13 protein-coding genes are annotated in these 13,545 nt (G+C 55.1%); 3 read left to right on the forward strand and 10 right to left on the reverse strand.

What is annotated here, in order from left to right; genetic code table 11:
- Nucleotides 1-6 precede the first annotated feature (6 nt).
- From pstB to rluF, 5 genes are all read right to left on the reverse strand, one after another.
- A complete protein-coding gene (gene pstB / locus ACJY2L_RS16840) occupies nucleotides 7-780 on the reverse strand; it encodes a phosphate ABC transporter ATP-binding protein PstB (protein WP_187488860.1) in 774 nt (257 codons plus the stop codon).
- A 44-nt stretch (nucleotides 781-824) separates the two neighbouring features.
- Nucleotides 825-1,712: a phosphate ABC transporter permease PstA gene (gene pstA, locus ACJY2L_RS16845; protein ID WP_067434956.1), complete on the reverse strand. Its 888-nt coding sequence runs from the start codon at nucleotides 1,710-1,712 to the stop codon at nucleotides 825-827.
- A complete protein-coding gene (gene pstC / locus ACJY2L_RS16850) occupies nucleotides 1,709-2,671 on the reverse strand; it encodes a phosphate ABC transporter permease PstC (protein ID WP_067434959.1) in 963 nt (320 codons plus the stop codon). Before pstC ends, pstA begins: the two co-directional genes overlap by 4 nt.
- An 80-nt stretch (nucleotides 2,672-2,751) precedes the next feature.
- Nucleotides 2,752-3,795, reverse strand: a complete 1,044-nt coding sequence (gene pstS, locus ACJY2L_RS16855; protein WP_187487136.1) for a phosphate ABC transporter substrate-binding protein PstS — start codon at nucleotides 3,793-3,795, stop codon at nucleotides 2,752-2,754.
- Nucleotides 3,796-3,996: 201 nt separating this feature from the next.
- Complete coding sequence (gene rluF / locus ACJY2L_RS16860) at nucleotides 3,997-4,866, reverse strand: 23S rRNA pseudouridine(2604) synthase RluF (protein WP_439213933.1); 870 nt, start codon at nucleotides 4,864-4,866, stop codon at nucleotides 3,997-3,999.
- Between the two features lie 538 nt (nucleotides 4,867-5,404).
- On the opposite strand from rluF, the gene ACJY2L_RS16865 reads away from it, so the two are divergent.
- The 3 genes from ACJY2L_RS16865 to ACJY2L_RS16875 all read left to right on the forward strand — a co-directional run bounded on the left by ACJY2L_RS16865 (nucleotide 5,405) and on the right by ACJY2L_RS16875 (nucleotide 7,506).
- Complete coding sequence (locus tag ACJY2L_RS16865) at nucleotides 5,405-6,193, forward strand: SDR family NAD(P)-dependent oxidoreductase (RefSeq protein WP_439213932.1); 789 nt, start codon at nucleotides 5,405-5,407, stop codon at nucleotides 6,191-6,193.
- A 71-nt stretch (nucleotides 6,194-6,264) separates the two neighbouring features.
- Complete coding sequence (locus ACJY2L_RS16870; protein ID WP_439213931.1) at nucleotides 6,265-7,089, forward strand: oxidoreductase; 825 nt, start codon at nucleotides 6,265-6,267, stop codon at nucleotides 7,087-7,089.
- A gap of 36 nt (nucleotides 7,090-7,125) precedes the next feature.
- Complete coding sequence (locus ACJY2L_RS16875; protein WP_439213930.1) at nucleotides 7,126-7,506, forward strand: MmcQ/YjbR family DNA-binding protein; 381 nt, start codon at nucleotides 7,126-7,128, stop codon at nucleotides 7,504-7,506.
- Nucleotides 7,507-7,508: 2 nt separating this feature from the next.
- Here ACJY2L_RS16875 and ACJY2L_RS16880 read toward each other — a convergent pair whose 3' ends face one another.
- From ACJY2L_RS16880 to atpD, 5 genes are all read right to left on the reverse strand, one after another.
- A complete protein-coding gene (locus ACJY2L_RS16880; protein WP_067434975.1) occupies nucleotides 7,509-7,952 on the reverse strand; it encodes a VOC family protein in 444 nt (147 codons plus the stop codon).
- A 186-nt stretch (nucleotides 7,953-8,138) separates the two neighbouring features.
- Complete coding sequence (gene glmS, locus ACJY2L_RS16885) at nucleotides 8,139-9,968, reverse strand: glutamine--fructose-6-phosphate transaminase (isomerizing) (protein WP_067434977.1); 1,830 nt, start codon at nucleotides 9,966-9,968, stop codon at nucleotides 8,139-8,141.
- Nucleotides 9,969-10,163: 195 nt separating this feature from the next.
- Nucleotides 10,164-11,537, reverse strand: coding sequence for a bifunctional UDP-N-acetylglucosamine diphosphorylase/glucosamine-1-phosphate N-acetyltransferase GlmU (gene glmU, locus ACJY2L_RS16890; RefSeq protein WP_439213929.1), 1,374 nt, complete (start codon nucleotides 11,535-11,537; stop codon nucleotides 10,164-10,166).
- A gap of 157 nt (nucleotides 11,538-11,694) precedes the next feature.
- Nucleotides 11,695-12,117, reverse strand: a complete 423-nt coding sequence (locus tag ACJY2L_RS16895; protein WP_067434983.1) for a F0F1 ATP synthase subunit epsilon — start codon at nucleotides 12,115-12,117, stop codon at nucleotides 11,695-11,697.
- Nucleotides 12,118-12,141: 24 nt separating this feature from the next.
- Nucleotides 12,142-13,524, reverse strand: a complete 1,383-nt coding sequence (atpD, locus tag ACJY2L_RS16900; protein ID WP_067434986.1) for a F0F1 ATP synthase subunit beta — start codon at nucleotides 13,522-13,524, stop codon at nucleotides 12,142-12,144.
- Nucleotides 13,525-13,545 lie beyond the last annotated feature (21 nt).

Raw genomic sequence — 13,545 nt, forward strand, 5'->3', positions numbered from 1 at the left:
CGTGGATCAGCCGTAGCGGCCAGTGATGTAATCTTCAGTCTGTTTTTGATGCGGCTTGGTAAACAGGGTGTCGGTGTCGCTGAACTCAATCAGCTCGCCCAGATACATAAAGGCGGTGTGGTCAGAGCAACGCGCCGCCTGCTGCATATTATGGGTGACGATAACCACGGTGTAATCCTGCTTCAGCTCGGTGATCAGCTCTTCGATACGGCCGGTTGAGATAGGATCGAGCGCGGAGCAGGGTTCGTCGAGCAGCAGCACTTCCGGACGAATAGCGATGCCGCGTGCAATACAGAGACGCTGCTGCTGGCCGCCGGAGAGACTGTAGCCGCTCTGATGCAGCTTGTCTTTGGTTTCGTTCCACAGCGCCGCCTTGGTCAGCGCCCACTGTACGCGCTCTTCCATCTCCGCGCGTGGCAGCTTCTCGAACAGGCGCACGCCAAAAGCGATATTGTCAAAAATCGACATCGGGAACGGCGTCGGCTTCTGAAACACCATGCCGACGCGCGCGCGCAGCAGGGCGATATCCTGGCTAAGGGTAAGAATATTTTCGCCATCCAGCAAAATCTCGCCTTCTGCACGCTGATCGGGATAGAGCGAAAACATCTTATTAAAGGTGCGCAGCAGCGTGGATTTGCCACAGCCGGACGGACCGATAAACGCCGTTACCTGGTTTTTGGCGATATCCAGATTGATGTTTTTCAGGGCATGGAATTTCCCGTAATAGAAGTTCAAATCGCGAACCTGAATCTTATCGGGGGTCTGATTTACCATACTCATAGCTGTTCTCTCATTACTGGCGCCGCTTTCGCCGCGCGAAAAAATTAGTGTTTACCTTTGGCGAAAACCACACGCGCCAGGATGTTCAGCAGCAGGACGCACAGCGTGATAATCAACACGCCCGCCCAGGCCAGGCTTTGCCATTCGGCAAACGGGCTCATGGCGAACTTAAAGATGGTCACCGGCAGGTTAGCCAGCGGCTGCATCATGTCGGTGCTCCAGAACTGGTTCGACAGCGACGTAAACAGCAGCGGGGCGGTTTCCCCGGCGATACGCGCGATAGCCAGCAGCACCCCGGTAATGATGCCCGAGACAGAGGCTTTCAACGTGATAGCAGAAATCATCTTCCACTTCGGCGTGCCGAGCGCGTAAGCCGCTTCACGCAGGCTGTCAGGTACCAGCTTGAGCATGTTTTCGGTGGTACGAATCACGATAGGAATCTGCAGCAGCGCCAGCGCAATCACGCCCGCCCAGCCGGAGAAGTGCTGCATGCGTGCCACCACCAGCGTGTAAACAAACAGGCCGACAACGATCGACGGTGCCGAAAGCAGGATATCGTTGATAAAACGAATCACCTCCGCCAGCCAGGATTTGCGACCGTATTCCGCCAGATAGATACCCGCCATAATGCCAAGCGGCGTACCTATTACCGTTGACCAGAGGATCAACAGGCCACTGCCCGCCAGTGCGTTTGCCAGACCACCGCCCGCGGTATTCGGCGGCGGCGTGCTTTCGGTAAACAGCGCCAGCGAGAAGCCATCCACGCCTTTGGTCACCGTGGTCCACAGGATCCACACCAGCCAGAACAGACCAAACGCCATGGTCAGCATCGACAGCACCAGCGCAATTTTGTTCTTGGTGCTGCGCCAGGCCTGCATTTTACGGCGTGATGCCTGTAGCTCAGCACGACTCTGTAATTCCAGGGCGGTCATGAGCGCGCTCCTTCATTTTTAGCCAGACGCATCACCATCAGTTTGGAGATCGCCAGCACGATAAAGGTAATAACAAACAGAATCAGTCCCAATTCCATCAGTGCGGCAACATGCACACCCGATTCCGCTTCGGCGAATTCGTTGGCCAGCGCCGAGGTAATGCTGTTGCCGGGCATGAACAGTGACGGACTGTCGAGCTGGTAGGTGTTACCAATGATAAAGGTCACCGCCATGGTTTCGCCCAGTGCGCGACCTAAGCCAAGCATGATGCCGCCGATCACGCCGTTTTTGGTAAACGGCAGCACGATGCGCCAGATCACTTCCCAAGTGGTACAGCCAATGCCATACGCGGACTCTTTCATCATCACCGGCGTCTGCTCAAACACATCGCGCATTACCGAGGCGATGTAAGGAATGATCATAATGGCGAGGATGACTCCAGCGGCGAGAATGCCGATGCCAAATGCCGGGCCGGAAAACAGCGCGCCGATAAACGGAATGCCGGAAAGTACGTCGCCCACCGGCGTCTGAAAGTATTCGGCAAACAGCGGAGCGAAGATAAACAGCCCCCACATACCGTAAACGATGCTTGGAATGGCGGCCAGCAGCTCAATCGCCGTGCCCAGCGGACGGCGCAGCCAGCCCGGAGCCAGTTCCGTCAGGAACAGCGCAATGCCGAAACTCACCGGCACAGCAATAATCAGCGCAATCAGCGAGGTGACCACCGTACCGTAAATCGGCACCAGTGCGCCAAACTGCTCGTTGGGGGCATCCCAGGTTTTATTCCACAGGAAAGAGAAGCCAAACTTCTGAATGCTCGGCCAGGAGGAGATGATCAGGGAGACGATAATGCCGCCCAGCAGCAATAGCACAACCAGCGCAGCCAGTTTTACCAGCGCGCCGAACAGGATATCGCCTTGCTTGCCAGGCGCTTTAAACGTCGGCTTAGTGGCAGCCATAGAAGTCTCAATAGTCAGGATGTCATGAAGCGGCACTGCGGGCGCCGGGGGAGGGGCCGGCGAACCGGCCCTGCCAATGCTTACTGATATAACGCCTTGCCTGAGCTGTCTTTGATATTGCTTTTCCATGCCGCGCGAATTTGCTCGGTCACAGAATCGGGCAGCGTGGCGTAATCCAGGCTGGTGGCGGTTTTATCGCCGTTTTTGTATGCCCAGTCGAAGAACTTCAGCACTTCTCCGCCCTTCTCCGCGTTGGCCTGATCTTTGTAAACCAAAATGAAGGTGGTTGAGGTGATTGGCCAGGCATCCGCGCCTTTCTGGAAGGTCAGGTCCTGAGCAAAGGTTTTGCTCCAGTCTGCGCCTTTCGCGGCGTTGCTGAAGCTGCTTTCGGTAGGCGCCACCGCTTTACCGTCAGCATCCATCAGCTTGGTGTAAGTCAGGTTGTTCTGCTTGGCGTAAGCGTATTCCACATAGCCAATAGAACCCGGCAGACGCTGAACAAAGGCGGCGACGCCGTCATTGCCTTTGCCGCCCAGGCCGGTTGGCCAGTTTACGGTGTTACCTTTGCCAATTTTGCTGTTCCACTCTTCGTTCACTTTTGCCAGATAGCTGGTGAATACGAAAGAGGTGCCGGAGCCGTCAGCGCGACGCACAACGTTAATGTTGGTCGACGGCAACTTCAGGCCAGGGTTCAGCTTTTTAATCGCTTCGTCGTCCCACTTTTTGATTTTGCCCAGATAGATATCGCCGGTGGTTTTACCGTCCAGCACGATCTCACCTGATTTGATGCCCGGCAGGTTTACCGCCAGCACCACGCCGCCAATCACGGTCGGGAACTGGAACAGACCATTTTTCTGCAGGTCTTCTTCTTTCATCGGCGCGTCGGAGGCACCAAAATCAACGGTTTTCGCGATGATCTGTTTTACGCCGCCAGAGGAACCGATACCCTGATAGTTAACCTTGCTGCCGGTTGCCTGCTGGTACTCCGCTGCCCACTTGGCATACACCGGCGCCGGAAACGTGCCGCCAGCGCCTGTGAGATCGGTGGCGGCAAACGCCGTTACCGCGCTCAGTGAAAGGGTCGCTGCGACGATTTGGGCTACGGTGCTACGCATCAGTGTCATATTCCCTCCAGGGGAGCAATGTCAGATAAATTGTCGTTTTATAAGATTGTTGATTGCTGCTGGAGGGAAAATAGGACAGTTTGGTGACAGTAAAATGTACGAAATATGACAGTTTTATGACGGGGAATGCAGCACGATCGCCCGGCGTTCAGATCGTGCTGCTGAGGGCAGAAGATTGCGGGAAAAACAGCGCCGCTGGGTTTAGCGCCCTTTCTTACGACGGCCCGACTGGGCAAAGCGTTTACGTGAGGCGGCATTGCCGTCCGCTTTTTCACTGCTTTTCGGCGCGTTCACTGCGGGCTTTTTTACTTTCGCTTTCGCTGGCGCCTTCTTGCCGGGCTTCTCTTCCGAGGTCGAGTTTTCAATTAGCTTAAACAGCTCGATCAGCTCATCGTCGGTTAAGTCACGCCATTCACCCAGCGGCAGGCCTTTGAGATTAACATTCATGATGCGCGTGCGTTCCAGCCGCGTCACCTCAAAGCCAAAGTGCTTACACATGCGCCGAATTTGTCGGTTAAGCCCTTGCACCAGCGTAATGCGGAACACCATCGGCGCTTCTTTTACCACTTTGCATTTTTTGGTCACCGTGCCGAGCATCGGTACACCCGCGCCCATGCCCTGAATAAACTCGTCGGTGATCGGTTTATTGACGGTCACCACGTACTCTTTTTCGTGGTTATTACCGGCACGGAGGATCTTGTTCACCAGGTCGCCGTGATTGGTAAGAAAAATCAGTCCCTGCGAATCTTTATCCAGTCGTCCGATCGGGAAAACACGCTTGCTGTGGTTGACGAAATCGCTGATGTTGTCGCGTTCGCCCTCTTCCATGGTGGTGATAATGCCCACCGGCTTATTCAGCGCAATCAGGACCAGATCTTCTTCATCACGCGGCTCAATCAGCTGACCATTCACTTTCACCACGTCTCCGGCAAACACCTGCGCGCCCACGGCGGCCCGTTTGCCGTTAATGAAAACGTTGCCCTGTTCGATATAGCGATCGGCGTCACGACGCGAACAGATGCCGCTTTCGCTGATGTATTTATTGAGACGAGTGGATGAGTTAGTCAGCATGGTTCCTCCGCAAAGAAGCGGACTATACCTTACCCGCATCAGCTTGCGAAGCCTTGGGCCCTGACTGCCGTAGCGCGGTTGCCGCTGGACGATACGGCGTGGCGTCGTGACTGATGGCAACACAACAGAATCCTGCTGATAAACCAGGCAATTGTTGCCGTTTTTTTCGCACCACCCTGTACTTTAGTTACAACTATATATGATAAAGACCATTAAGAAGCACCAGTAAAATTCGTTCATCTGCAAAAAGCTTCTGGCAGGGTCTGACAGAGACACCATCGCAAGCCCACGGCGCGTAACGCGTTCATCCTGCATGATTTTATAGCTATTTCTGCGGCAAATCTGCCGCCTTTGCTGTCAGCATATTTCGCTTCGCGCTACGTCAGATATCTGTGCGCAATAAACCGCACGTGCTTATTGATTACGACCATAATCAAAATAAGTTGACTCTTTAGATGATGATCGTAATTATTAATCCGGTGAGTTGACTACCGCCGCCTGTTTAAGGCGCCCCTTTTGATAACAGAGAGAACATCATATGACTACGCCTTCTGCTGTGCTGATTACTGGCGCCTCTTCCGGCATCGGTGCAACCTATGCCGAACGCTTCGCTCGTCGCGGCAACGACCTTGTGCTGGTGGCGCGAGATAAAGCGCGGCTGGATACGCTGGCGCTGCGCTTATGCCAGGAATATGGCGTTGGCGTTGATGTTATGCAGGCCGATCTGACCCGGGCCGACGACCTGCTCGCGGTAGAAGCGCGGCTGCGTGACGATATGCGCATCGACACGCTGATTAACAATGCCGGTATCGGTCAGTCCGGTGAATTTACGACGCAGACGCCAGCGACCATCGACGCGCTGATTGCGCTCAACGTTACCGCGCTGACGCGTTTGGCCAGTGCTGTCGCACCGCGATTTGCTCAGGCAGGCAGTGGATCGATTGTGAATATCGGCTCGGTGGTCGGTCTGGCACCTGAATTTGGCATGACGGTGTATGGCGCCACCAAAGCCTTTGTGCTGTTTCTGACGCAGGGGATGCGCCATGAATTAACGGCGAAAGGCGTGTATGTGCAGGCGGTGCTGCCAGCTGGCACCTATACCGAAATCTGGGATCGCGCCGGAATTGATATCACAGCGGCGGCGCCGATGATGGAAGTGGGTGAGCTGGTCGATGCGGCACTTCATGGCTTCGACCGTCGTGAAGGCATCACCATTCCGCCGCTGCATAACGCTGAACGCTGGGAAACGCTGGATACCGCCCGTCAGAGCCTGTTTATCGATCTCAAACAGCATGAAGCCGCCGAACGTTATAAAACGGTGCGCTAACTCCCTGCGCTGCTGCCGGTGATGGCTACTTCCGGCAGCGTCACCCAAGATTTAATAAAGGATATTGCGCCATGACAAATACCCCAGTCGCTCTGGTCACCGGCGCCTCATCAGGCATCGGTGAAGCCTGTGCAAGGCAACTTGCCGCCGCAGGCTATCGCGTTTACGGCACCAGCCGACGTGCAGACAGCCCATCATCCGGGGCCTTTACCCTGCTGCCGCTGGACGTTACCGATGAACAGTCGGTCGACGCGGTGATCAAAGAGGTCATTGCCCGTGAAGGGCGCATCGATTTGCTGATCAACAATGCCGGCTTTGGTATTGCCCCCGCCGCTGCCGAGGAGAGTTCCGTCGAACAGGCGTGGGCGCTTTTTGACACCAATTTTATGGGCATAGTGCGCATGACCTGCGCTGTGGTACCGCATATGCGTCGTCAGGGATCGGGGCGAATTATTAATATTGGTTCCATTCTCGGCGTGATTGCTATGCCTTATGTGGCACTGTATGCCGCCAGTAAACATGCAGTTGAAGGCTATTCAGAAGCGCTGGACCATGAGCTGCGTACGCAGGGCATCAGAGTATCGGTGATTGAGCCTGCCTATACGAAAACCGCATTTGATACCCATACCATCGCGCCCGATCGGCCACTGGCGGAATACAGCACGGTGCGTGCCAGCGTGACACAAACCATTCGCCAGGCGATGAATATTGCTGATACGCCCGATGATGTTGCGCGGGTTGTGGTGCGTGTAGCCCAGGCCAGGCGGCCAAAAATACGCTATACGGCTGGCAAGGCCGCTGCTCAGCTGGCCTTTTTACGCCGCTTTGCGCCATCACGCGTGCTGGATAAAGGCGTGCGCAAGAATTTGCAGCTTGATCAGGTACGGAAAAGTTGATGAGCTAATGCCCAGGTCGTTATGCAGGAGCGGAAGATGGATCGGCAACAGTTTATTGCCCATATGCAAAATCGATACGGCACGGCGCCCGACTATCCCTGGGCTAAACTGCCCGACTACGCGGTGTTTCGCCATGGTGACAGCGGAAAATGGTATGCCCTGCTGATAAAAATTGCCGCCAGCAAGCTGGGCGCAGAGAGTGATGCGCTGGTCGAGGCGATCAATATCAAGGTAGCGCCAGGCGTTGCCGGATCGCTGAGACAGCAGCCGGGCGTCTATCCGGCATGGCATATGAACAAAGAGCATTGGGTCACGTTATTGCTTGAGGGCCCAATGGGTGACGACGAGCTGCTGGGCTGGGTGGATGACAGCTATCGACTGACGTGGCCGGGCAAAAAGCGGACGATGCCGCGGTAGAACTATTCGCCTGCTTGCTGTTGAGCGGCAATCACGTCCATACCGATCTGCTGACCGTAAGAGAGTTCCAGCGTGTTGCCATCCGGATCGGCGAAGAAGGCCCAATAACCTACCGGTGCAGCAGATTGCTGTGCCGCCCGCCGCAGTACGCCCTCCTGCTCAGCCAGACGCACTTTTGCATCAATTTCATCGCGGCTGGCGCAGGCCACGCCAATATGTCCAAAAGGCCCCAGCGGCGTATCCACCGTGCTTTGTGATTGCACCAACACCAGCGCAAACGGGCGGGTAAGATCGGACAGCCAGGCCACTTTTTGCGCCTCGGCAATGCCCGGCTCGCGCTGATGAATCACCTGCATGCCGGCATAGCGCTGATAAAAGGCCACGCTCTTTTCCAGATCCCTTACCTGCAACGCTATATGGCTCAATCCACAATCGTTCACTGACATACATCGTCTCCTGTTCCCTGTTGAGCGTTCATCTTGCCACCCGCCTGAGGCGACATTTGATCGTCAGTGCCTGTTCCGCAAAGAGTACGCGAAAAAAATCACCGGCCCTGTAAGGATACCGGTGATGATTTATAAAGCCTGTTGCGGCGGACTTAGCGTAAAACGGGCCTGAGCAGGCCCGCTTGCTTACTCAACGGTAACGGATTTGGCAAGGTTACGCGGCTGATCAACGTCGGTGCCTTTGATCAGCGCGACGTGGTAGGAGAGCAGCTGTAGCGGCACGGTGTAGAAAATCGGTGCAATCACCTCTTCCACATGCGGCAGCGAAATGATCTTCATTCCTTCGCTGTCGCTGAAGCCCGCATCCTGATCGGCAAACACATAAAGCAGACCGCCACGAGCGCGTACTTCTTCAATGTTCGACTTCAGCTTTTCCAGCAGTTCGTTGTTGGGTGCCACGACGATGACCGGCATATCGGCATCGATCAGCGCCAGCGGACCATGTTTTAGCTCGCCAGCGGCATAGGCTTCCGCGTGAATGTAGGAGATCTCTTTCAGCTTCAGCGCACCTTCCATAGCGATCGGATATTGATCGCCGCGGCCAAGGAACAGCGCATGATGCTTGTCAGAGAAGCCCTCAGCCAGACTTTCGATCAGCTTATCCTGTGCCAGCATCTGTTCGATGCGGCTCGGCAGTGCCTGCAGCGCATGAACGATTTCATGCTCTTTTTCCAGACTCATGCCGTGCAGACGGCCCACTTTTGCCACCAGCATCAGCAGTACGGTCAGCTGCGTGGTAAAAGCTTTGGTCGACGCAACGCCAATCTCGGTACCCGCTTTGGTCATCAGCGCCAGATCGGATTCGCGTACCAGCGATGAGCCCGCCACGTTGCAGATTGCCAGCGAACCCAAATAGCCCAGCTCTTTTGACAGACGCAGCGCGGCCAGCGTATCGGCGGTTTCACCAGACTGCGACAGTGTGATCAGCAGACTGTTTTTCCGCACGGCAGATTTGCGATAACGAAACTCAGAGGCGATCTCGACGTCGCAGGTGACGTTGGCCAATGCTTCGAACCAGTAACGCGCCACCATACCTGAGTTATACGAGGTGCCACAGGCGATGATCTGTACATGCTCAATCTGGCCAAGCAGCGTCGCCGCTTCCGGGCCCAACTCACTGAGATCGATTTCGCCATGGCTAAAACGCCCGTGCAGGGTGTTTTTGATCGCCATCGGCTGCTCGTAAATCTCTTTCTGCATGTAATGACGATAAAGACCTTTATCACCGGCATCATACTGCACGTTAGACTCAATTTCGGCACGCTGTACGCTTTCGCCACGCACGTTGACGATAGCCACTTCACGGCGAGTAATTTCCGCGATATCGCCTTCTTCCAGATAGATAAAGCGACGGGTTACCGGCAGCAGCGCCAGCTGATCGGAGGCGATGAAGTTTTCACCCACGCCACGGCCAATCACCAGCGGGCTGCCAGAACGGGCGGCCACCAGCACAGCGGGATCACGGCTGTCCATGATTACCATGCCGTAAGCGCCGCGCAGTTGAGGAATCGCACGCTGCACCACTTCGCGCAGCGAGCCGCCCTGTTTTTGCTCCCAGTTGACCAGATGCGCCACCACTTCGGTGTCGGTTTCAGAGACAAACTGATAGCCGCGTTCAGTCAGCAGCGCACGCAGCGGTTCATGATTCTCAATGATGCCGTTATGCACCACGGTGATCGCCCCGGAAACATGGGGATGCGCATTCACTTCTGACGGCTCGCCGTGCGTGGCCCAGCGCGTATGCGCAATGCCGGTTCCGCCAATTAACGGATGTTGCTCGGCTGCTTCAGCCAGCTTTTGAACCTTACCCAGGCGACGCAGGCGCGTCATATGCCCTTGCCTGTCGACTACGGCCAGCCCGGCCGAATCGTAACCGCGATATTCCAGACGACGCAGACCTTCTAACAAAATCTCTGCGATATCACGTTGTGCTACAGCGCCAACAATTCCACACATAGTTAATTTCCTGACTCATGGCGTTTCGCGCCATTTGCATTGTCTTATGATCTGATATGCCGGTTGACCGGCGCCCCGAGCCTTGTAGAGAGTGGGGCTTATTATGCTTATCCATCTTCTGCGGATAAGTAGGATAACGCGCCTGTAGAGGCCGCTATCGATTTCGCGCCGGCATCGCTGGCCGGCGCAAGTAAATCATGACTTTTTCTTCGCTGGCCGCTGCCAGCCCGATTTTTGCAGCTGTTCTTTTCGGTTATAAACCAGATCGGCCGCGGTAACATCGTGCATCACCGTGGTTCCTGCGGCGATAGTCGCCCCTGCGGCCACGTTGACCGGCGCCACCAGCTGAGTATCAGAACCAACAAACACATTATCGCCGATGGTGGTCACTGATTTATTGACGCCATCGTAGTTACAGGTGATGGTGCCAGCGCCAATGTTAACGTTAGCGCCAATGTCAGCATCGCCCAGATAGCTCAGATGCCCGGCCTTGGAGCCTTTACCGAGACGCGCTTTTTTCATCTCGACAAAGTTACCGACGTGCGCACCTTCTGCCAGTTCAGCACCCGGACGCAGACGCGCAAATGGACCTACGGTACAGTCGGTCGACAGCGTGGCGTTTTCGATCACGGAATAAGGGCTGATTTCACAACCGTCGCCGATAACACTGTTTTTAATGACGCAACCGGCGCCAATCTTGACGTTATCGCCCAGCGTAACGTTGCCTTCGATCACCACATTGATATCAATCTCAACGTCGCGACCATGCTTCAGCTCGCCACGCAGATCGAATCGCTGCGGATCGCGTAGCATTACGCCAGCCAGCAGCAGCTTTTCCGCTTGTTCGCGTTGATAAACACGTTCCAGCGTTGCCAGTTGCAGACGATTGTTAACGCCGTCGGTTTCGCTGGCGCGATCCGGATGAACAGCGGTGATGGTGCGGCCTTCCTGATGCGCCAGGGCAATGATGTCAGTGATGTAGTATTCGCCCTGGGCATTGTTGTTGGTCAGCTTGCTGAGCCAGCGCGTTAAATCAGCGCCGTTGGCAATCAGAATGCCAGTGTTGATCTCATTGATCAGCAGCTGCTGCGGTGAACTGTCTTTCTGCTCAACGATGCCAACAATCTCACCCTGCTCGCGCACAATGCGCCCATAACCGGAAGGATCGTCTAATACCACGGTCAGCAGGCCAATGCCGCCCGCAGGTTTGGCATCGCGCAGGCGGCTCAGCGTCTGCGGCGAGATCAACGGCACGTCGCCGTAAAGCATCAGGATATCTTCGTCATCAGCAAAATGGGGCGCGGCCTGCTGCATTGCATGGCCGGTGCCGAGCTGCTCTGCCTGCATCACCCAGTTTAACGAATCATCGCCTAATGTGGATTGCAGTAGCTCTCCGCCATGACCATAAACCAGATGAATATGGCGTGCGCCAATACTTTTCGCAGCATCGATAACGTGCTGCACCATAGGTTTGCCGGCCAGCTTGTGCAGAACTTTAGGCAACGCCGAATACATGCGCGTTCCTTTGCCAGCCGCAAGGATGACCACGCTCAAAGTGCTGTTTGACATAACTATCCTGTTGGTTTTTTTCAGAGGAAAGTAAAACGGTTTCCCGGTGAGATTACTACATTTTTCTCAGTACGAAATTAGCCAGGCGACAGTGGCTAAAAATAGCTAAAAAAAATGCCAGCCCGAGGGCTGGCACTGTTTATATACCGTAAACCTGTTACATCGCTTTGTTGCGGGTCAACTCGATCACACGCAGCTTGGCAATGGCTTTCGCCAGTTCAGCCGAAGCCTGAGCATAGTCCACGTCGCCGTGGGAACTATTCATGTGCTCTTCTGCCTTGCGTTTCGCTTCAAGCGCACGCGCTTCATCAAGGTCAGAACCGCGAATAGCGGTATCAGCCAGCACCGTTGCCGATCCAGGCTGAACTTCCAGAATGCCGCCAGAGAGGTAAATATACTCCTCTTCACCGCGTTCTTTAACGATGCGAATCATACCAGGTTTGATGGCGGTCAGCAGCGGGGCGTGGCCAGGAAAAATTCCCAGTTCACCTTCGCTACCTGACACCTGGATCTTTTGCACCAGCCCGGTGAACATCTGCTGTTCCGCGCTGACGACATCCAGATGATAAGTCAAAGCCATAACTAACCTCCCGGGAAACCGTGATTACAGTTTCTTCGCTCTTTCCACAGCTTCTTCGATGGCGCCAACCATGTAGAAAGCCTGCTCTGGCAGATGGTCGAATTCGCCTTCCATGATGCCTTTAAAGCCACGGATGGTGTCTTTCAACGACACGTATTTGCCCGGGGAACCGGTAAATACTTCTGCTACGAAGAACGGCTGAGACAGGAAGCGCTGAATCTTACGCGCACGAGCCACCAGCAGTTTGTCATCTTCAGACAGTTCGTCCATACCAAGGATGGCGATGATGTCTTTCAGTTCCTGGTAACGTTGCAGAATAGACTGCACGCCACGCGCGGTGTCGTAGTGTTCCTGACCAACAACCAGCGGATCGAGCTGACGGCTGGTGGAGTCCAGCGGATCAACGGCCGGGTAGATACCCAGAGACGCGATCTGACGGCTCAGCGTAACGGTTGAGTCAAGGTGGGCGAAGGTGGTCGCCGGAGAGGGGTCAGTCAAGTCATCCGCAGGAACGTAAACGGCCTGTACGGAAGTGATTGAACCCGTCTTGGTGGAGGTAATACGCTCCTGCAGCACACCCATCTCTTCTGCCAGCGTAGGCTGATAACCTACCGCAGAAGGCATACGACCCAGCAGTGCTGATACTTCAGTACCGGCCAGGGTGTAACGATAGATGTTATCGATGAACAGCAGAACGTCACGACCTTCATCACGGAATTTCTCCGCCATAGTCAGACCGGTCAGTGCAACGCGCAGACGGTTACCCGGCGGCTCGTTCATCTGACCATACACCAGCGCAACTTTATCGATAACGTTGGAGTCAGTCATTTCGTGGTAGAAGTCGTTACCCTCACGAGTACGCTCACCCACACCGGCAAATACCGAGAAACCTGAGTGCTCAGCCGCAATGTTACGGATCAGCTCCATCATGTTTACGGTTTTACCCACGCCCGCACCACCGAAGAGGCCGACTTTACCGCCTTTAGCAAACGGACAGATCAGGTCGATGACCTTGATGCCAGTTTCCAGCAGCTCTTGTGAGTTAGACTGATCTTCGTAAGAAGGAGCCGGACGGTGAATCGCCCAACGCTCTTCTTCGCCGATGTCGCCTTTCATATCGATCGGCTCACCGAGCACGTTCATGATACGACCCAGGGTCGCAGTACCTACAGGTACTTCAATCGCGTGCTGCAGATCAACGGTTTCCAGACCGCGCTTCAGGCCGTCAGACGTACCCATAGCAATGGTACGAACCACACCGCCACCCAGCTGCTGCTGTACTTCCAGCACCAGACGAGCATCACCATTTTTCACCTCGAGGGCGCTGTACACCTGCGGTACTGCATCCTGGGGGAATTCGACGTCAACAACGGCGCCGATAATCTGGACAATCTTTCCAGTTGCCATCTTGAATCCTCTACCTAATTC

Source organism: Duffyella sp. Ts4 (assembly GCF_051851875.1).
Lineage (GTDB): Bacteria > Pseudomonadota > Gammaproteobacteria > Enterobacterales > Enterobacteriaceae > Duffyella > Duffyella gerundensis.

Bases quoted from the DNA above. Each gene is read 5' to 3' on its own strand.
- pstB (WP_187488860.1), bottom strand. From the start codon at position 780: ATGAGTATGGTAAATCAGACCCCCGATAAGATTCAGGTTCGCGATTTG.
- pstA (WP_067434956.1), bottom strand. From the start codon at position 1,712: ATGACCGCCCTGGAATTACAGAGTCGTGCTGAGCTACAGGCATCACGC.
- pstC (WP_067434959.1), bottom strand. From the start codon at position 2,671: ATGGCTGCCACTAAGCCGACGTTTAAAGCGCCTGGCAAGCAAGGCGAT.
- pstS (WP_187487136.1), bottom strand. From the start codon at position 3,795: ATGACACTGATGCGTAGCACCGTAGCCCAAATCGTCGCAGCGACCCTT.
- rluF (WP_439213933.1), bottom strand. From the start codon at position 4,866: ATGCTGACTAACTCATCCACTCGTCTCAATAAATACATCAGCGAAAGC.
- ACJY2L_RS16865 (WP_439213932.1), top strand. From the start codon at position 5,405: ATGACTACGCCTTCTGCTGTGCTGATTACTGGCGCCTCTTCCGGCATC.
- ACJY2L_RS16870 (WP_439213931.1), top strand. From the start codon at position 6,265: ATGACAAATACCCCAGTCGCTCTGGTCACCGGCGCCTCATCAGGCATC.
- ACJY2L_RS16875 (WP_439213930.1), top strand. From the start codon at position 7,126: ATGGATCGGCAACAGTTTATTGCCCATATGCAAAATCGATACGGCACG.
- ACJY2L_RS16880 (WP_067434975.1), bottom strand. From the start codon at position 7,952: ATGTCAGTGAACGATTGTGGATTGAGCCATATAGCGTTGCAGGTAAGG.
- glmS (WP_067434977.1), bottom strand. From the start codon at position 9,968: ATGTGTGGAATTGTTGGCGCTGTAGCACAACGTGATATCGCAGAGATT.
- glmU (WP_439213929.1), bottom strand. From the start codon at position 11,537: ATGTCAAACAGCACTTTGAGCGTGGTCATCCTTGCGGCTGGCAAAGGA.
- ACJY2L_RS16895 (WP_067434983.1), bottom strand. From the start codon at position 12,117: ATGGCTTTGACTTATCATCTGGATGTCGTCAGCGCGGAACAGCAGATG.
- atpD (WP_067434986.1), bottom strand. From the start codon at position 13,524: ATGGCAACTGGAAAGATTGTCCAGATTATCGGCGCCGTTGTTGACGTC.